At 46.0% G+C, this 18,082-nt stretch carries 16 protein-coding genes; 14 read left to right on the top strand and 2 right to left on the bottom strand.

Annotated elements, in window-relative coordinates:
- Nucleotides 1-159 precede the first annotated feature (159 nt).
- The 4 genes from isdE (at nt 160) to ACM1ND_RS22485 (ending at nt 4,797) form a co-directional block, all read left to right on the top strand.
- Nucleotides 160-1,119, top strand: coding sequence for a heme ABC transporter substrate-binding protein IsdE (isdE, locus tag ACM1ND_RS22500; protein WP_053326090.1), 960 nt, complete (start codon nt 160-162; stop codon nt 1,117-1,119).
- 14 nt (nt 1,120-1,133) lie between these two features.
- Nucleotides 1,134-2,117, top strand: coding sequence for a FecCD family ABC transporter permease (locus ACM1ND_RS22495; RefSeq protein WP_028541843.1), 984 nt, complete (start codon nt 1,134-1,136; stop codon nt 2,115-2,117).
- On the top strand, nt 2,107-2,886 hold the full coding sequence (locus ACM1ND_RS22490) for an ABC transporter ATP-binding protein (RefSeq protein ID WP_023990285.1): 780 nt from the start codon (nt 2,107-2,109) through the stop codon (nt 2,884-2,886). The genes ACM1ND_RS22495 and ACM1ND_RS22490 overlap by 11 nt, the downstream gene beginning before the upstream one ends.
- Before the next feature lie 282 nt (nt 2,887-3,168).
- The gene (locus ACM1ND_RS22485) at nt 3,169-4,797 is read left to right on the top strand and encodes an ABC-F family ATP-binding cassette domain-containing protein (RefSeq protein WP_023990284.1); all 1,629 of its coding nucleotides are present in this window, start codon (nt 3,169-3,171) and stop codon (nt 4,795-4,797) included.
- A 180-nt stretch (nt 4,798-4,977) separates the two neighbouring features.
- Here ACM1ND_RS22485 and ACM1ND_RS22480 read toward each other — a convergent pair whose 3' ends face one another.
- Nucleotides 4,978-5,163, bottom strand: coding sequence for a hypothetical protein (locus ACM1ND_RS22480; protein ID WP_013311941.1), 186 nt, complete (start codon nt 5,161-5,163; stop codon nt 4,978-4,980).
- A gap of 410 nt (nt 5,164-5,573) precedes the next feature.
- Here ACM1ND_RS22480 and ACM1ND_RS22475 point away from each other — a divergent pair, with 410 nt between their 5' ends.
- A complete protein-coding gene (locus ACM1ND_RS22475; protein ID WP_028541844.1) occupies nt 5,574-6,443 on the top strand; it encodes a cation diffusion facilitator family transporter in 870 nt (289 codons plus the stop codon).
- Nucleotides 6,444-6,634: 191 nt separating this feature from the next.
- On the top strand, nt 6,635-7,801 hold the full coding sequence (locus ACM1ND_RS22470) for an SH3 domain-containing protein (RefSeq protein ID WP_418026581.1): 1,167 nt from the start codon (nt 6,635-6,637) through the stop codon (nt 7,799-7,801).
- Between the two features lie 125 nt (nt 7,802-7,926).
- On the opposite strand, the gene ACM1ND_RS22465 is transcribed toward ACM1ND_RS22470, so the two are convergent.
- Complete coding sequence (locus ACM1ND_RS22465) at nt 7,927-8,094, bottom strand: DUF1328 domain-containing protein (RefSeq protein WP_023990280.1); 168 nt, start codon at nt 8,092-8,094, stop codon at nt 7,927-7,929.
- A gap of 260 nt (nt 8,095-8,354) precedes the next feature.
- On the opposite strand from ACM1ND_RS22465, the gene ACM1ND_RS22460 reads away from it, so the two are divergent.
- The 8 genes from ACM1ND_RS22460 to ACM1ND_RS22425 all read left to right on the top strand — a co-directional run bounded on the left by ACM1ND_RS22460 (nt 8,355) and on the right by ACM1ND_RS22425 (nt 18,081).
- Nucleotides 8,355-8,876, top strand: coding sequence for a DUF948 domain-containing protein (locus tag ACM1ND_RS22460; protein ID WP_339200896.1), 522 nt, complete (start codon nt 8,355-8,357; stop codon nt 8,874-8,876).
- 51 nt (nt 8,877-8,927) lie between these two features.
- Nucleotides 8,928-9,446 (top strand): hypothetical protein, encoded by a 519-nt coding sequence (locus ACM1ND_RS22455; protein ID WP_418026580.1) that lies wholly within the window; start codon nt 8,928-8,930, stop codon nt 9,444-9,446.
- Nucleotides 9,447-9,542: 96 nt separating this feature from the next.
- Nucleotides 9,543-9,884, top strand: coding sequence for a general stress protein (locus tag ACM1ND_RS22450; RefSeq protein ID WP_023990277.1), 342 nt, complete (start codon nt 9,543-9,545; stop codon nt 9,882-9,884).
- Between the two features lie 235 nt (nt 9,885-10,119).
- Complete coding sequence (locus ACM1ND_RS22445) at nt 10,120-11,301, top strand: PP2C family protein-serine/threonine phosphatase (protein ID WP_023990276.1); 1,182 nt, start codon at nt 10,120-10,122, stop codon at nt 11,299-11,301.
- A complete protein-coding gene (locus ACM1ND_RS22440) occupies nt 11,285-15,004 on the top strand; it encodes a response regulator (protein ID WP_316244191.1) in 3,720 nt (1,239 codons plus the stop codon). The genes ACM1ND_RS22445 and ACM1ND_RS22440 overlap by 17 nt, the downstream gene beginning before the upstream one ends.
- Nucleotides 15,005-15,083: 79 nt before the next feature.
- On the top strand, nt 15,084-15,953 hold the full coding sequence (locus ACM1ND_RS22435; RefSeq protein WP_023990274.1) for a CheR family methyltransferase: 870 nt from the start codon (nt 15,084-15,086) through the stop codon (nt 15,951-15,953).
- A gap of 19 nt (nt 15,954-15,972) precedes the next feature.
- Nucleotides 15,973-17,643, top strand: a complete 1,671-nt coding sequence (locus ACM1ND_RS22430; protein ID WP_023990273.1) for a response regulator — start codon at nt 15,973-15,975, stop codon at nt 17,641-17,643.
- A 99-nt stretch (nt 17,644-17,742) separates the two neighbouring features.
- Nucleotides 17,743-18,081, top strand: coding sequence for an STAS domain-containing protein (locus tag ACM1ND_RS22425; protein WP_023990272.1), 339 nt, complete (start codon nt 17,743-17,745; stop codon nt 18,079-18,081).
- Nucleotide 18,082 lies beyond the last annotated feature (1 nt).

Here is an 18,082-nt window from a genome sequence, read left to right as displayed (position 1 = left end):
TAAGCGACTTCTAATGAACAATATGTAGATCGAAATGGTCTAGTTCGTCTATATATTGCACTTTGGAGCACTGGAATCGAATTTTGCAAAATCCGGATACCCGAAAAGTTGGGGTTCCTAATGTTGTTCTATATTTTGAATTGAGGTGACTGGATTTTCATGAAACGGTATATAGCATTGGCTCAAGGAAGATCGTTTTGTTTGTATATGTTAATCGGCATCGTGATCTTGTTGCTGGCTGGATGTTCGGGAGGAGCACAGGCTGGACAGAATCAGAGCGATGGTTCGAAATCAGCGGCAACATCTAATGCAACCGGAAAGTCGTCTGATGGTAAAGCTCAAGCTCCTCGTATTGTGGCGACTACGGTAGCCATTGCGGAAATCACGGATGCACTGGGCCTGGATTTGGCAGGCAAGCCGACAAGCACGAAAGTGCTGCCTGACCGTTACAAGGATGTGCCTGATGTGGGTAATCCGATGAGTCCTGATATGGAAAAAGTGATGTCATTGAAGCCGACGGACGTACTGTCGGTGACGACACTGAAATATGATCTGGAGCCTAAATTTAAAGATTTGAAAATCAATGCCGAATTTTTAAATTTTGAAAGTCTCGCGAATATGCAAAAAGAAATTCAAAAGCTGGGAGACACGTTTGGCAAAGCCGATAAGGCCAAAGAGATTAATGGAGCTTTGGATGCGAAAGTTGCCCAGATTCAACAAAAGATCAAAGGGAAGAAATCCCCTAAAGTATTGATTTTGCTGGGAGTACCAGGAAGCTATCTGGTGGCTACCGAGCATTCCTATATTGGGGATCTGGTTAAAATTGCAGGCGGAACCAATGTGGTTCAGGGCGAGAAGGTGGAGTTCATTGCCCACAATACCGAAGCCTTGCAGCAATCCAACCCCGATATCATTTTGCGCGCTGCACACGGGATGCCGGATGAAGTAGTGAAAATGTTCGATGAAGAGTTCAAAACTAACGATATCTGGAAGCATTTCAACGCTGTGAAAAATGGGCATGTCTATGATCTGCCTGAACCGTTGTTTGGCACAACAGGGAATTTAGCGGCAAACTCGGCGCTGGATGAGCTGATGAAAATGCTGTATCCTTCGAATTAAAGGAAGCTGATGACATGTCCAAAAAAGTATGGAGCCTTATTGTTGTAATTGTCTTGCTCGTTGGCGTCATGCTGTATTCAGCGATGACAGGCAGTCTCAAGGTGGATTTGAGTCAGTTGATGACCGGATTGTGGACAGGTACAGATGATCAGGTGAATGTGGTCAAGGACCTGAGACTACCGAGAATTTTCGTGTCCGTGATGGCAGGTGCAGCACTTGCAGTAGCGGGTGTTTTGCTGCAAGCCGTCATGAAAAACCCACTGGCGGATGCAGGGGTTATCGGCATTTCTTCGGGAGCGGCATTGATCTCGCTGATTGCGGTGACGGTCTTTCCTGCGCTTTATTTCTGGATGCCGTTCTTTTCATTTATTGGCGGTGCGTTAGCCTGTCTAATGGTTTATGGTTTTTCATGGAAATCTGGCTTGCATCCGATTCGTCTCATTCTGATCGGGGTGGCTGTGAACGCCATTTTTTCCGGCCTAGGTCAGTCGTTTAACTATCGAGGCAGTTATGCAGTCACTAGCATTAATCAGGTTACCACTTCAACCTTGTCTATGAAAAAATGGGTAGATGTCGAGGTTATTGTGACCTATGGCGGGATTGGGCTAATTTTAGCCATGCTCGTGTTCTCTTGGTGCAATTTCTTGTCCCTTCAAGATAAAACAGCTAAAAATCTGGGATTCAATGTAACGCGTGCACGACTTTTGATTTCTGTGATTGCAGTGCTGCTTGCAGCAACGGCTACAGCCATCGCGGGAGTGATTGCCTTTATCGGTCTGCTCGTTCCGCATTGTGCCCGCTACCTAGTTGGCTCGGATCATAAGTGGTTGATTCCATTTTCCGCCTTATGCGGCGGCTTGCTGCTGCTGCTCGCGGATACACTGGGGCGGACAGTGCTTGCTCCCAATGAAATCCCGGCTTCTATTATTATGGCCGTCATTGGCGGGCCGTTCCTGATATTCCTGATCAGAAAGGCGGATCGCACCTATGGACATTAAGGATATAACCTTCTCTTATGATCGGAAAACAGATCGTCTGCATGCTATTAATGCTGTTATTGAGTCGGGACGGATCACTACCATTATCGGTCCCAACGGATGCGGCAAATCAACGCTGCTCAGCGTGATGTCCAACAATGCTGTTCCCCGCTTGGGCCAAGTGATTCTGGACGGCAAGGAGATAGCCCACTACAAGCCCAAGGAGCTGGCCCGTCAACTGGCGGTAGTCCATCAGCAGAACGAGGCACCTTCCGACTTGACTGTAGAAAAGCTCGTAAGCTTCGGCAGGTTGCCGCATAAGAACATGTTCACAGCGAGGCGTGACGAGGATGAGGAGGCGATTGAGTGGGCAATAGCCTGCACTAACCTGAACGAACGTAGAACTCGCACATTGGATCAGCTCTCAGGAGGAGAACGGCAGCGTGTATGGATTGCAATGGCCTTGGCACAGCGGACGCCAATTTTATTTTTGGATGAGCCGACCACCTATTTGGATATGTACTACCAGCTTGAAATTTTAGAGCTCATTCGGCAGTTAAACCAGGAACATGGACTGACAATCGTGATGGTGCTGCATGATATCAATCAGGCTATTCGGTATAGCGATGTGATGATTGCCATGAAGGAAGGGCGTATTATAGCGAACGGCCCACCTACAGAGGTCGTTACATCTGAACTGATCCAGACGGTCTATGACGTGGAGGTCGTAATCAAACAGGATGATGAAGTCGGCATGTACCTCATTCCGTTAGGTGTCGGGGTTTCCTGACAATTACAAGCGCATGGAACATCAATGCCGCGACTGAATAACGCGTCTGTCCTAACGGCATCTCAACGAATTTAGAACATGAAAATGGTTCTGGTCCATGTGTTTGTCAGGCGACAATGGTGGAGACAGAAGCATTTTTTATTTTATTTATAAGATATTGGATGAGATTCAGGGGCGGTTATACTTATACTACGGTTCGAATCCGATCTTTTGTGTGTTATACTATTGCCGTCGGTAATTTTGTGTTTAGCACTTTACTAATGATAAGGATGGTATGCTTATATGATCAGTACAAGCGGCGTAACGCTTCGTTATGGTAAACGCCCACTTTTTGAAGACGTAAATATCAAATTTACTCCTGGGAACTGCTACGGCCTGATTGGGGCGAATGGCGCGGGTAAATCCACCTTTTTGAAAATTCTTTCCGGTGAAATTGAAGCCAATTCTGGCGAGGTTCACATGACACCGGGTGAACGGATGGCAGTCCTCAAGCAGAACCATTATGAATACGATGAATTCCCGGTTCTGGAAACCGTTATTATGGGCCACACGCGTCTGTATGAAATCATGAAGGAAAAGGATGCGCTGTATGCCAAAACGGAATTTACCGAAGCGGACGGTCTACGTGCCGGTGAGCTTGAAGGTGAATTTGCGGAGCTGAACGGATGGGATGCCGAGCCAGATGCAGCTTCCTTGCTGATCGGTCTTGGTATTCCCCGCGACCTGCATGACAAGAACATGTCTGAGCTGAGTGGTAATGACAAGGTACGTGTTCTCCTGGCTCAAGCGTTGTTTGGTCGTCCGAACAATTTGCTGCTCGATGAGCCTACCAACCATCTGGACCTCGAATCCATTCAATGGCTGGAAAATTTCTTGATGGACTATGAAGGCACCGTCATCGTTGTATCCCATGATCGTCACTTCCTGAACAAGGTATGTACGCATATTGCGGATATTGATTTTGGCAAAATCCAGATGTACGTCGGAAACTACGACTTCTGGTATGAGTCTAGCCAGCTTGCGCTTGCCTTGACTCGTGATGCCAACAAGAAGAAGGAAGAGAAGATCAAGGAACTGCAAGCCTTTATTCAGCGCTTTTCCGCGAATGCTTCCAAGTCCAAACAGGCTACTTCACGTAAAAAACAACTGGATAAAATTACGTTGGATGACATCCGTCCATCGAACCGTAAATATCCTTTCCTGAACTTCAAGCCTGAACGCGAAGCAGGCAAACAACTCCTGACAGTAGACCGCCTCAGTAAAACTGTTGAAGGCGAGCAAGTGCTGAATGAGTTCAGTCTGGTTGTGAACAAAGGCGATAAAATCGCGTTTGTTGGCCCGAACGGCATGCCTAAATCGACGCTCTTCCAGGTGTTGATGAACGAGATCGAAGCGGATAGCGGAGAATTCTCTTGGGGGATTACAACTAGCCAGGCTTATTTCCCGAAAGATAATTCCACCTATTTTGAAGGTGTGGATATGAATCTTGTGGAATGGCTGCGTCAATATTCCAAGGATCAGGACGAAACGTTCCTGCGCGGCTTCTTGGGACGTATGCTTTTCTCTGGAGAAGAAGCGCTTAAGAAAGCAAGTGTGCTGTCCGGGGGCGAAAAGGTTCGCTGTATGCTGGCGAAAATGATGCTGAACGGTGCCAATGTGCTGTTGCTGGAAGAACCGACCAATCACTTGGATCTGGAATCCATTACAGCGCTGAACAATGGTCTGATTGATTTTGACGGTACTATATTGTTCACATCCCATGACCACCAGTTTATTCAAACGATCGCGAATCGAATCGTGGAAATTACACCAAACGGCGTAATCGACCGTACGATGAGCTATGATGAATACTTGGAAAATGAAGAAATCACAAAATTGCGTGAACGTATGTATCCGGTAGAAATCGGCTAATATCCAAACCGGCTAACTTCAACAACTAGATAAACGAAAGAGGAGCTCCTTAGGCCATTTAGATGGCGGGGAGACTCCTCTTTTTCGTTTTTGTGTCATGCCCATAGCTTACTCGGTTCCGGAGTGAGGTAAGATAGACCTCGTCCGATTTTGCGTACAATATATATACTATGGGGTGGCTTATGATCCGCCTGTACGACGGCGTTGGTTGTTCGGCTTCTTCGTATTTTGGCTTTTCAGTGTTTTGGCGGAACCGCCTTGAAAGCCGCCCTGCTGTGAAGCGCCGGACTGCTGTTTTTTTTGTGCCAGCTTTTCCCGAATGGCATCTGCGAGATTAACTTTACGTGGTTCATTAGCATCGCTCATGAATAAATTCCTCCTGTTGCCGCCAAATTCATGTCAATCATGCTGGATTGAATAAAAACGCGGCTGTGTCCTCATTTTATACGTTTTTAAAAGAAGGGACAAGGGCAACAATGATAACACACATCTGGGGTGGGTTGGAAGAGAAAACCTCTGTTTTTTGCGTGAAGTAAAAAATGTTTTGTATAACCTACAGGAATGGGGCCTGGCAATACTTTTTCGTTGTTACTACAGCGATGCAGAGCGGAAAGACTGTTTCTCTAGACCCACACAAAGTTCGTCTGCTATCCTGAAAATAACAGTTAACCAAAGAAAATTGATATTATTCAGGGCAGCAACGCTGCTATTTTTATTTTTGGGCCCGGTGAGATCGTTCTGCTGGGAACTATATATTTGAAGGAGTGTCCTACGTTGTGGTAAATGTCTATGAAGAGATACGAAAAGGTGAGCGTGGGGCGTGGGTGAGCATTGCTGCTTATCTCTTGTTGTCCGCCTTTAAGCTGATTAGCGGATATATATTTGCTTCTAGCGCGTTGCGGGCGGATGGCTTCAATAATGTCACCGATATTGTAGTGTCGGTTGCTGTACTGGTTGGACTGAGAATTTCCCAAAAGCCACCGGACTCTGACCATGCCTATGGACATTTTCGGGCAGAAACGATCGCGGCGCTGCTGGCGTCCTTTATTATGGCTGTCGTCGGTTTGCAGGTGCTTATTGATGGGATCGGGAGCATTTTCAAGGGCGGAAAGCAAATACCGGATATCACCTCCGCGGGTGTAGCTGTGATTTGTGCAGTGATTATGCTGGGAGTGTACCTTTACAATAACAGACTGGCACGGCAAATTAACAATAAGGCTTTGCTGGCAGCGGCCAAGGATAATCTATCGGATGCACTTGTCAGTGTTGGGGCAGCAGTTGGCATTATCGGCGCACAGTTCGGCCTACCCTGGCTGGATACTGTAGCTGCGATCGCGGTAGGATTTATCATTTGTAAAACAGCGTGGGATATTTTTAAGGATTCCACGCACAGCTTGACCGATGGATTTGATGAGCAAGAGCTGTCTGACTTACGGAGTACGATTGCCTGTATACCTGGAGTAGAGGGGATTCGGGACGTTAAGGCACGTGTACACGGCAATCATGCGCTGGTGGATGTGGTCATTGAGGTCAATCCGCAACTCAGCCTGATTGAAGGGCATCGGATCAGCGACCGGATTGAGGAACGTCTGCAAGAGGTTCATAATACGATGCATGTCCATGTCCATGTAGAACCCAAATTATAGATTAATTATTAAATGTTTAGTGCTAAAAGTGACTTTAGACCTATATGCAAAAGGCGTATACGCTTCCTTTTGTGACGTTTGGATTATATCTCTCTTCCTGCTGCTTTTACTATAATGAAGGCATGTCCGGCTATATTCGTCGGAATTGGATATGCTCTTCAAATTCGTAAAAACAGCCAGGAGGTGCAACATTGAGAAGACGCGTGATGGGAATGCTCATGACGTCAGCCGCGCTGTTGGCAGCAATTCATGTGGCGCCGGGTCAGGTTGACGCAGCGGCATCAACAGCATCCACAGGACAGAAGGCGGTTATTCAGGCGGCTGTAAAGCTTAGATCTGGTCCTTCGACTACAGGGGATGTAGTCAGCTTTATGAAGCAGGGAGAGGCCGTAACGGTATTGGAGAAAACGAACAGCTATTGGTATAAGATCAAGACTTCTGATGGAGTAACCGGATACACTAGCAGCTCTGACAAGTACATAAAAATTGGCGCTACCAGTGTCGCTGCTGCTGTCACCCCGTCTACCACTCGTAAACCGGAAGCCGCAGAGTCAGTTAAAAATGTTTCAGCTAAAGAGGCTGTAGCCTCAGTGAATAGTTCTGCCGGTCAAACGAAAGCCACGATTCAAACGTCCGTTCGTTTGCGGGCGGAGGCATCCACTTCTTCCGAGGTTTTGGGCTATTTGAATGCAGGGGATGTCGTTACGATTACTGATCCAAGTAATGCCTATTGGTTCAAGGTTACCAATGCTGATGGTACGGTGGGCTATGTCAGCTCGTCTCCACAGTATATTCGTATTGGTGAGGGCGTTGTTGTGCAGCAGCCTGTGGCTGCTCCGGTGACAACCACTCCTGATACTACCGCAATACCTGTGACAGCATCTCCTGCGTCAACTACGAACATGTTTTCCGGTGATGCAGCGGCTGCAATAGAGCAGGTTATTAATACGGGGATGACTTATCTCGGAACTCCATATGAATATGGTTCGGATCGTAACAGTACGGCCACATTTGATTGCTCGGCATTTACACGTCAAATTTTCCGTCAGGCTGTAGGTATCCAGCTTCCGGCAGATTCCCGTTCACAGGGTGAGTGGATCAAGCAAAACAGTCAGCCGAATACAGACATGACTACGCTGAAGCGTGGCGATTTACTCTTCTTTACAAATTATAATGCATCTTCCGGGGCGTACACGTCCTTGGATAATTCCTCTCAAACGATTACACACGTAGCTGTATATTTGGGAGACAACAAGCTTCTCCATACGTTTTCTGTAGCGGGTGGCGGTGTAAAAGTTACGGATTTCAGCAAGCCTTGGCAGGACCGTTTCCTGTTTGGGGGCAGCGTGATTCAATAAAAGCGCCGTTAACCGTAAAAAAGCTGCATCAAAAAAGGATGTTCCACAGCCCTGTTGACCAGGGTGGGAACATCCTTTTTTTATAAACATTAGAATATTGCTTTTGTACAGCTAGCATCCGATAACTATGAAACCCGTCTTCTTCCGGTAAAGAGTGAAATGACGAACAACACCAGAAATATCACAAATAATATTTTAGCGATTGTAGCAGCTATGGACACGACGATACCAAAAAAACCTAAGATTCCGGCGATCACAGCAAAAATTAAGAATAAAGCGGACCATTTTAGCATGTTCTGTATCCTCCTTTAATTGTATATAATGTGGCATACTCACGCCCCGATAGAGCGTGGTTGCAGATGACGGTGACTTCTATAGATTACTCGTGGCTGTGCCATCGTTATATGTTGTTTTAAACGGTGCGAGAGTCCGTGAATCATAACGTTTGGAGCGGAGAAGAAGCCAGCCTGGACGTTGTTTCGTGTCTGAATCTAAAGGGTAACTATGCAGTAATCATAAACATCATCGTGAAAGACGAAAGAGAGGTTACGCCATGTTAACACAGGTCAGCATTTTTATTATTGCTATCGCATTTGCAGTTCTCGTTATTTTCCTCATTAAAACGTTGAAAGCAGCACAAGGCTCACTGGATAAGGTGACTCAAACCTTACAGGATGTGCAAAAAACGGTAGATGAACTGAGTTATGAAGTAAAACAAACGGTTCGACATGCGAATGACATCACCGCAGATGTTGATCATAAATTGAAGCAAGTGGAGCCAGTGATGGAATCGGTTAGAAACTTGGGGGAGGTACTCAGCGAAGTGACGCTGGCTGCCAAGCAGGCTTCAACAGCGTTAATGACACGGTTTCAGAAATCGCATAGCGCTGCGAGTAATACTTCCAGAACGGATAACGCGATTAAGGCAACGACACCGAGTAGACCTTTGACCGCAACGGAGCGGACGGTTCAGAGCTACAATGCGACTTATGAAGAGCCTGCGGCCAAGCCGGGTAAAAACTGGTTGGGTTATGTAGACATCGCTGCTGGGGTGTGGCAGAAAATGCGTCAGTAGCATAGTGGCTGAACCGTAAACTACAGGAAATTCATTGAAAGGGTGAGATTTATGATGAAGACGTTATTACTAGCTGCTGGTTTGCTCACTCCCTTTTCCAGACAGGATACGGTTCAGCAAACCGTTTCCCCGCAAACAGCGGGGCATATAGTTAGGACTGTGCAGACGATACCCGCTCCACATGCTGTACCAGCAGATTTTCATACCTTAAATGGCATATCTTTGGATGATACACGTGCCGATGTATTGAAAAAGCTGGGCAAGCCACTACGAGTCAAAAAGGATATGCTGCTGCTTTCTACAGAATACCAATATCCAGATGTTGTAGTTGGTATGCGTGATGACGTCGTTTCTTATGTGCATGTAGACCCTGCTGCCGGTCGAATCAAGGTAAATGATGAGTGGCTGCCGCTGCAACGGAAAACGCTGGATCAGGCGCTGGGTGGCTCGCAATTCACGGCGGAAGACGGAGAGGTCTATGTACGCGGACAACGTGCAATCAAAGTGTTTATGGATGAGACGTCTGATAAACCTAAGTATGTCGAGTTTTTTGATGAAACGGAATGGTAATTGATATTTCCGAGGCGTGACATAACATGGAAGTTTCAAATGGATGTGTGAAGTGTAATAGTCAGAGAAGTCAATCCTTAAAGGAGCGTGAGAAACATGAATCAGACCAATCATAAATCTTATGCCAAAGTGGTAGATAACGGTGTACAAGCCGTTGAAGCAGTAAATGAGTTGCGTAACACGGGCTATCGTTATGAGGATGTGTTCGTGCTCGCTCATGATCAGGATCGGACAGATCGTATTGCTGATACGGTGGATGCCAAGGAAATCGGGATTAAGGAAGAGGGCGTTTTCGACTCATTAGCCAACTTGTTCCGTTCCCGCGGCGATGAGCTTCGCGCTAAAATTACTTCCTTGGGATTTACAGATACCGAAGCTGACTTTTATGAAAAAGAACTGGATCAGGGTAAAGTGCTGGTCATTGCTAAAAAAGCGTGATATTGCTGTTCACCATAAAAGCAGAGTGGCATTAGATTCGAAAAAGAGGATGTTGACCGCAGCACAAGTGTTTCGCGGGTCCTCCAAAAACATAGATAAGGAATGGGGTTCCAGCCTCATTCCTTATCTATGTTTTTGGAATGCCTTCTTACGGAAACACTACTTCTATTGAACAAGGGTGTTGCCGTTTAAGCAGGTATAGTATAATACATGAGTTACAGATAAGGAGAGGCCAATGAGAATTCTAATTGTTGACGATAACCCGACGAATGTCATTATTATTCGTGAAATACTGAAAAAAGAAAATTATCGGGATGTGATCTCTGCTAGCTCGGCCGCAGAAATGTTGGAGCATCTGGGAATCGGCGATCGTACCATTAGTCTTCGACCCCGTCCTTCAGATATTGATTTGGTGCTGCTGGACATGATGATGCCTGAAATGGACGGCATTGAAGCTTGCAGTATTGTGCAGGAATATGAGCATTTAAAAGATATCCCGATTATTATGGTAACGGCAGTAGGCGATTCCAAAAAATTGGCCGAAGCTCTGGATGTGGGAGCCGTCGATTATGTCACAAAGCCGATCAACAAGGTAGAGCTAATGGCGCGAATCCGGTCTGCTTTGCGTCTCAAACAGGAGAAGGACTGGCATAAGGATCGGGATCAGCGAATTCAGGATGAGTTGAAGCTGGCCGCGATGGTGCAGCAGGCGGTGCTTAGTCCTGCCATTCAGGACCCGGTACTGCAAGTGAATGCGCTCTATCAGCCTTCCTTTGAACTGGCAGGGGATTTATATTCATGGTATCCGTTAGGGGAGGGGCGATATGCCATCATTTTGCTTGATATGATGGGGCATGGCATTTCTTCCTCGCTGTTCTGCATGTTCATTGCGTCTGTACTTAAGGATACGGTGACCACATATGTGGAGCCTGAGAAAGTCATACAAGAGCTGAATCGTCGTTTTAATCAACTGGATCTGGGCAAGCAGCTGGTACAGTATTATTTTACGGCGATTTATATGGTGATTGATACCCGTTCACGGCGAATTGACTATGTAAATGCGGGACATCCTCCCGGTTTGCTGTTCAACCAGGATGGCAGCATTACCAAATTTGACCGTGCATGTAGCCCGGTTGGTTTGTTTGATAAGATTGATGCAGAAATGCACACGATTCATTATGAAGGAACTGGACATATCGCTTTGTATACGGATGGCTTGCTGGAAGCGGTGGAAGGTGAATATGAGGAGCAGTTGGAGTATCTGACTGAGTGTCTACGTAAGTATGAGGATTGGAATGAAGAAGCGATGCTGGATGCATTTTTTCGTAATGAGGCGCCACAGGATCGCGATGATGATAAGTGCCTGATCTGGATTTCATTGAAAGAGGGAGAGAGCTTGCATGAAAATCAGAAATAAACTGCTGATCGGCTTTGGATCGCTCATGGCGATCCTCCTTGTGCTGACGCTAATCAGCTATGACCGTATGGGGAGCCTGAATGAGCAGCTGAATCAGGTTTACCAGGACCGATATGTGAAGGTCCGGAAAACAACGGCTATTCGTGGTCAGGTGAATGATATGGCCAAAGTTATGGCCAACCTGATTTTAAATCCGGGCTCCTCCGTCGGCGAGGCCAAACGTGAGCTCGATGATATTTCCGCTACTGGAACGAAAGTGCTGGCAAGTCTGCAAACAAATTCAGGCACCAGTGAAGAGCAGCAGCAGGTTGATCGGGTAGCCGTCGCCTGGAATGAATTTCTGAGTTACGAACAAAGGTTAGTTTCTTTGCTGGGACAAGATCGCATTGATGAGGCTAACGCTTTTCGCAATAGTACTGGTTTGCCTGCTCAAGAGGAGGCAATGGACAGCATTAATGCCCTTGCCGTTTTTCAGGATCGGGAGATTGATAACGACATGAAGCAAGCCAATCAGGCCTATGAGGAATCTGTACAGATTACCACAATTCTGATGGCCGCCGGTCTGATCATGGGCTTACTGGTTATTTTGTGGGTGCTCCCAAGCATTGCCAAAGGTCTAAATATCGTTAGTCTCATGATTAATGGTTTTGGCAAGGGAAAGTACAGGGCCATCAGCCGAATGAGTGTTGCCTCCAAAGATGAAATCGGTGAGGTCGCTCGTGTATTTCAACAAATGGCCGGGGACTTGGAAGAAAAGCGGAAATTCGAGCATTCTGTCCTTCAAACGCAGAAGGATCAAACTTGGCTTAATGCCAATACTGCTCGGGTGACTGAGCTGTTCCGTGGTGTGAATTCACTGGAGCAGGTTGCTCAGATGTTCATTAGTGAGTTTACGCCCATCTTGGGAGGCAGCTATGGAGCCATCTATTTGCAAGGAAAAGATGTAGAAGACAACCGTTTTAAGTTATACGGCTCCTATGCAAAGGTGACTGGCGAAAATTCGATTAGGGACGTTATCCATGTGGGCGAAGGATTGCTCGGACAATGTGTTCTGGATCGTAAGCCGATCTTGATTACAGAGGCTCCTGACGGATATTTGTCCATAGGCTCTGCCTTAGGAGAAAGTAAGCCAGTGGGAATTATGATTTTCCCTATTTTGTTCGAGGATGAGTGCATCGGTGCTATAGAAATAGCGTCACTGGATCGCTTCAGTGATCTGGAAACGAAGCTATTTGCTCAATTAGTAGAGAGCTTGGGGATCATTCTGAACAATATCAAGGGACGGATGCGTGTAGAGCAATTGCTGCGCGAATCCCAGGCACTTACTGAGGAATTGCAATGCCAGTCCGAGGAGCTGCAAACTCAGCAAGAGGAACTCAAGCGCTCCAACGAAAATTTGGAGGAGCAAACAGAGGAGCTCAAGCGTTCAGAGGAATTGTTACAGCGTCAACAGGAAGAATTGGAGCATTTTAATACTGAACTGATTGCCAAAACTAGAGCGCTGGAAGAACAAGTTCGAGAAGTGGAAGAAAAGAACGATGAGATTGAACATGCACGAGCTCAGTTGGAGCAACAGGCCATGCAGCTAGGAATCACAAGCAAATACAAATCTGAGTTTTTGGCCAATATGTCTCATGAGCTGCGTACTCCGCTAAATAGCTTGCTTATTCTTTCTCAGCTCTTGTCTGAGAACAAGGAAGGCAATCTCAAGCCAAAGCAGGTGGAATATGCACAAACCATTTATATGTCAGGCGCGGACTTGTTGAAAATGATTGATGAAATTCTGGATTTATCCAAAGTGGACGCTGGAAAAATGGATATTAACCATGAAGCGGTCCATTTGAAGGAACTGGAACTGTTTGTGGAGCAGAATTTTGCTCCGGTCGCAGCCAAACGTGAGCTTCAACTGCATACCGAAATCGAAGAGAACTTGCCAGATGCCATTATCAGTGACGGTTATCGTCTCAAACAAATTTTACGTAATTTGCTGTCTAATGCCTTCAAGTTCACCACGGAAGGTTCTATTAGTTTCATTGTATCTCGGGCAAACGGAGAGCAGCTTCCTGGTCTGCTAAATCCACGAAGATCCTATCTGGCTCTATCTGTGCGTGATACGGGCATTGGGATTGCTTCCGATAAAACGGATCTGATCTTCGAAGCCTTCCAGCAGGTAGACGGTACAACCAGCCGGAAATATGGGGGGACAGGACTAGGTCTGTCGATCAGCCGCGAGCTTTCCAGATTGTTGGGCGGCGTTATTACGGTGGAATCCGAGCAGGGACAGGGCAGTTGTTTTACATTGTATTTGCCGGAACAAACACCAACGGCTGAGGATATGGAGTCTCATTCGAGAGAGGAATTTAACGGTGCGGATGTGAATTCGGATTTTGAGAGTGTCGCAGCCTCGGTAGAAACGGACCTTCCCATGATTATGCCTGCTAAACGGTTGCCATTATATCAGATGCCTTCGAAAAACAAAGCGGAGGACATTATACATCCGGGGGACGACCGAAACGAGATTACCTCGCAGGATAAAGTGCTGCTGATTATTGAGGATGATATTAATTTTGCTAATATTTTGTACGATATGGCCCGTAGCCGGGGCTTTAAAGCACTGATCGCTCTCCAAGGAGACGATGGGCTCAACATGGCTCAATCTTATTTGCCGGACGCTATTATACTAGATATTCAATTACCTGTAATGGATGGATGGTCCATTTTGGGTGAGCTAAAAGGAAATTCATCAACACGTCATATTCCAGTGCATGTTATTTCGGTCATAGATGATGTGAAGCAGGGCTTAATGATGGGCGCGATTGCCTATCTCAAAAAGCCTTCCTCGAAGGAAAGTCTGGATAAGGCATTTTCACATATAAAATCGTATACGGACCAAATGGTCAAACGTCTCCTTGTGGTTGAAGATGATGATAATCAGCGTAAATCCATTATTGAGCTGATCGATCATGATGATGTTGCCATTACGGCGGTATCGACAGGTCAGGAAGCACTGAATGAGCTGGCTACTCAGCGGTATGACTGCATGGTACTGGATCTGATGCTGAGCGACATGACTGGTTTTGAACTGCTGGATCGTATTCGAGAGAACGAGCAGCTAACTGATCTGCCGATCATTATTTATACAGGCAAAGATCTGGATAGCAAAGAAGAAACGCAACTTCGCAAATATGCAGAGTCTATTATTATTAAGGATGTTAAATCGCCGGAACGGCTTTTAGACGAAACAACGTTGTTCTTGCATCGTGTAGAGGCGAATCTTCCTGAGGATAAACGCAAAATTTTGCAGAAGCTATACAACAAGGAAGAACTGTTTGAAGATAAAAAAATATTGTTGGTAGACGATGATATTCGCAATGTATTTGCTCTGTCCAGCGTGCTGGAAAGCTATCGTATGGAGGTTACCTTTGCGGAAAATGGAAGAGAAGCACTGGAACTGCTGGAACAGACACCTGATTTTGATCTGGTTCTGATGGATATGATGATGCCGGAAATGGATGGATATGAAGCGATGCGACGTATCCGGCTAATGCCACAATTCGAGAAGTTGCCTATTATTGCCCTGACAGCCAAGGCCATGAAGGATGATCGTTCCAAGTGTATTGAGGCAGGCGCTTCCGATTATGTAAAAAAACCGATTCAAACCGAACAGCTTTTATCATTAATGCGGGTGTGGTTGTATTCGTAACCCAAAAAATTGGGTAATATAAATCGACACATGATTGGAGCGGCACAGGCAAAACCTATTTAGGAATTGGAGAGAGATTATGACATCTAAGGATATGGCGGATAATGCTGCTAATGAAGTGAAATCGAATGATACTGAGCGGGAATTGATTGAGATTGAGCTGTTGCTGGAAGGTATACATCGGCTGTACGGCTACGATTTTCGTAACTACGCTCTGCCATCGATTAAGCGGCGTGTTTATTATCATGCGCAGTCCGAGAATGTAAGCACGATATCAGGACTTCAGGAGAAGGTGCTGCATGATCGCAGCGCCTTCGATAGACTGGTGCAAAGCCTTTCCATTCCGGTGACCGAGATGTTCCGTGACCCGGAGCTGTTTCTGAATTTTAGGCAGAAAATCATTCCTATTTTGCGAACGTATCCGTACATTCGAATATGGCATGCAGGTTGCTCCACAGGTGAGGAAGTATATTCTATGGCGATCTTGCTGCATGAAGAAGGCTTATATGATAAGGCCCGCATTTATGCGACGGATATGAATAACCTGTCTTTACAGCAGGCGAAGGAAGGCGTATACGGGATCGACAGAATGAAGCTGTATACCAAAAATTATTTGGAGTCCGGGGGCACGCAATCGTTCTCTGAATATTATACAGCCAAGTATGATTCAGTGATGTTTCATCCTTTTTTACGGAAAAATATTATTTTTGCGGAGCACAACTTAGCGACTGACCGGTCCTTTAACGAGTTCAATGTTATTTTTTGCCGGAATGTCATGATCTATTTTAACGACGAACTTCGCAACCACGTGCATGGGTTGTTTTATGATAGCTTGAGTCATTTTGGTGTGTTGGTGCTTGGGGCCAAGGAATCCATACATTTTACCGATTATAGTGATTCCTACGAGCCGCTGGACCGGATAGAAAAAATTTACCGGAAGATTAAATAGAGATGCTTAGGAGGATTCCATGGGGCTTCATGAACCGATTCATATATTGCTGGTAGATGACAGACCTGAGAACCTGCTCGCTCTTGAGGCGGTGCTGGAGAGTGAACAATATAATTTGGTAAAGGCCACATCCGGGGAAGAAGCGCTGCGATGTCTATTAAAAGATGAATTTGCAATCGTAGTCCTCGATGTACAGATGCCAGGTATGGATGGAATTGAGACCGCAAAGTTAATCAAGGCCAGAGAGAAAACGAAGGATATTCCGATTATCTTTATTTCAGCTAACAGCAAGGAAGCGGAGCATTTATTTGCGGGGTATTCAGCGGGCGGTATTGATTATATGGTGAAGCCGTTCATCCCTCAAATTCTCAAGTCCAAAATTGAAGGCTTCGTGCAAATGTATCTGACAAACAAGCGCTTGAAGACACAGTCCATGCTGCTTCATCAGAAGACCCAGCAGCTGGAGAAGATGAACAGCGAACTGATTGCCGCCAAGGAGGCAGCAGAGATTGCTGCCAATGCCAAAACGGAATTTCTGGCGATGATGAGCCATGAGATCCGCACACCTATGAACGGCGTCATTGGCATGATTGATTTGCTGATGGAGACGGAGCTGCAAAGTGACCAACAGGAATATGCCGATATCATCCGTCGTAGTGCAGACGCGCTGGTAGCAGTCATTAATGATATTCTGGACTTCACTAAGCTGGAGTCAGGCAAAATGGAGGTAGAGGAATATCCTTTTGATCTGGTTTCCTGTATCAAGGAAGTTTTCAGCCTATTTACGGTAGAGGTGAACCGAAAGAACTTGGAACTGGTTTATTTCCTCGATGAACAGATGCCTCCTGTGTTATATGGAGATATGGGAAGATTGCGTCAAGTATTGATTAACCTGGTATCCAATGCCGTCAAATTTACAGACCGGGGCGGGGTGTATGTCTTCGCATCTGTCAAAGAGCAAAGCGACAATGGACTTACCGTTGAGTTTTCTGTGAAGGATACAGGCATTGGTATTGATCCCGCTAAGGTTGGAAGGCTGTTTCAGCCCTTTTCCCAACTGGATTCTTCAATGACGCGTAAATATGGTGGAACCGGGTTAGGACTCGCCATTTGTAAAACCTTAGTGAATATGATGGGCGGAGATATCCGTGTAGATACGAGCGGAGAACAGGGCGTGACGTTTCATTTTACAATGAAGCTTGGCTTTGCTCAGGAAAATGAACTGGAGGGGGAGTCCAGCCACGACTGGGAAATTCCACATCGGGAATCTCCAAGCCGTAAACCTGTACTGGTCGTAGATGATCATCCGATTAACCAGAAGCTGATGGTTAATATACTGGATAAGCTCGGTTTAGCTTCAGATGTGGCAGCAGATGGGCAACAGGCGCTTGATATGGTCATGGCGAATCAGGACTATGACTATATCTTTATGGACTTGCAGATGCCTGTGATGGACGGTCTAGAGTGTACGGGTAGAGTGCGTGAGCAATTGGCGGGAAGATCCCAACCTGCCATTATCGCCATGACGGCTAATGTGATGGAGGGTATTCAGCCTCGATGTATTGAAGCTGGGATGAACGATTATATCAGTAAGCCCGTTAAAATCAGCAGTGTAAAACAGGCGTTGCTACGGCATTCTCCGGACCATTTTCCAATGCAGCCGGGTAAAGAACAAATCAATGAAGCCTAGATGGTGGCATTTGGTAGTGTTTAAAAAGTTATACCGTGATTCAAACGATCGTATAATGGGTTAGTATGTAGGGAAATCTTTTTTCGGGAGAGTAGGCCTATGAATACAAATAAAAATGAGAAGTTTAATGCTATTACAGAAACAACCGATGGCGTAAATACCGTTTATCTGAGTGGAGAGTTGGATCTTTCGGTAGCACCTGATTTTCGTCTGGTGATGGAGCCTTTGGTGGGGGAGTCCAGCCAAGATTTGATTATTAACTTGAGAGACCTTAAATACATTGACAGCACGGGGATTGGTATCTTGTTATCCATTTTAAAAGCAAGGCATGGGATGGAGTCTCGCTTTGCTGTTCAAGAGGTACCGCCTCAAATTCAAAAGCTGTTTGATATGACTGGTATTGCCAAATTCTTTGTCCCCCAGGAGAATTCCCAATAGG

The sequence above is a fragment of the Paenibacillus sp. JJ1722 genome, from assembly GCF_048282685.1.
Classification (GTDB): domain Bacteria; phylum Bacillota; class Bacilli; order Paenibacillales; family Paenibacillaceae; genus Paenibacillus; species Paenibacillus polymyxa_B.
This window is presented reverse-complemented; position numbering and strand designations above follow the sequence as displayed.

What these genes read in the sequence shown, in the direction of transcription:
- isdE (WP_053326090.1), top strand. Translation starts at nt 160, where the DNA reads ATGAAACGGTATATAGCATTGGCTCAAGGAAGATCGTTTTGTTTGTAT.
- ACM1ND_RS22495 (WP_028541843.1), top strand. Translation starts at nt 1,134, where the DNA reads ATGTCCAAAAAAGTATGGAGCCTTATTGTTGTAATTGTCTTGCTCGTT.
- ACM1ND_RS22490 (WP_023990285.1), top strand. Translation starts at nt 2,107, where the DNA reads ATGGACATTAAGGATATAACCTTCTCTTATGATCGGAAAACAGATCGT.
- ACM1ND_RS22485 (WP_023990284.1), top strand. Translation starts at nt 3,169, where the DNA reads ATGATCAGTACAAGCGGCGTAACGCTTCGTTATGGTAAACGCCCACTT.
- ACM1ND_RS22480 (WP_013311941.1), bottom strand. Translation starts at nt 5,163, where the DNA reads ATGAGCGATGCTAATGAACCACGTAAAGTTAATCTCGCAGATGCCATT.
- ACM1ND_RS22465 (WP_023990280.1), bottom strand. Translation starts at nt 8,094, where the DNA reads ATGCTAAAATGGTCCGCTTTATTCTTAATTTTTGCTGTGATCGCCGGA.
- ACM1ND_RS22460 (WP_339200896.1), top strand. Translation starts at nt 8,355, where the DNA reads ATGTTAACACAGGTCAGCATTTTTATTATTGCTATCGCATTTGCAGTT.
- ACM1ND_RS22455 (WP_418026580.1), top strand. Translation starts at nt 8,928, where the DNA reads ATGATGAAGACGTTATTACTAGCTGCTGGTTTGCTCACTCCCTTTTCC.
- ACM1ND_RS22450 (WP_023990277.1), top strand. Translation starts at nt 9,543, where the DNA reads ATGAATCAGACCAATCATAAATCTTATGCCAAAGTGGTAGATAACGGT.
- ACM1ND_RS22445 (WP_023990276.1), top strand. Translation starts at nt 10,120, where the DNA reads ATGAGAATTCTAATTGTTGACGATAACCCGACGAATGTCATTATTATT.
- ACM1ND_RS22440 (WP_316244191.1), top strand. Translation starts at nt 11,285, where the DNA reads ATGAAAATCAGAAATAAACTGCTGATCGGCTTTGGATCGCTCATGGCG.
- ACM1ND_RS22435 (WP_023990274.1), top strand. Translation starts at nt 15,084, where the DNA reads ATGACATCTAAGGATATGGCGGATAATGCTGCTAATGAAGTGAAATCG.
- ACM1ND_RS22430 (WP_023990273.1), top strand. Translation starts at nt 15,973, where the DNA reads ATGGGGCTTCATGAACCGATTCATATATTGCTGGTAGATGACAGACCT.
- ACM1ND_RS22425 (WP_023990272.1), top strand. Translation starts at nt 17,743, where the DNA reads ATGAATACAAATAAAAATGAGAAGTTTAATGCTATTACAGAAACAACC.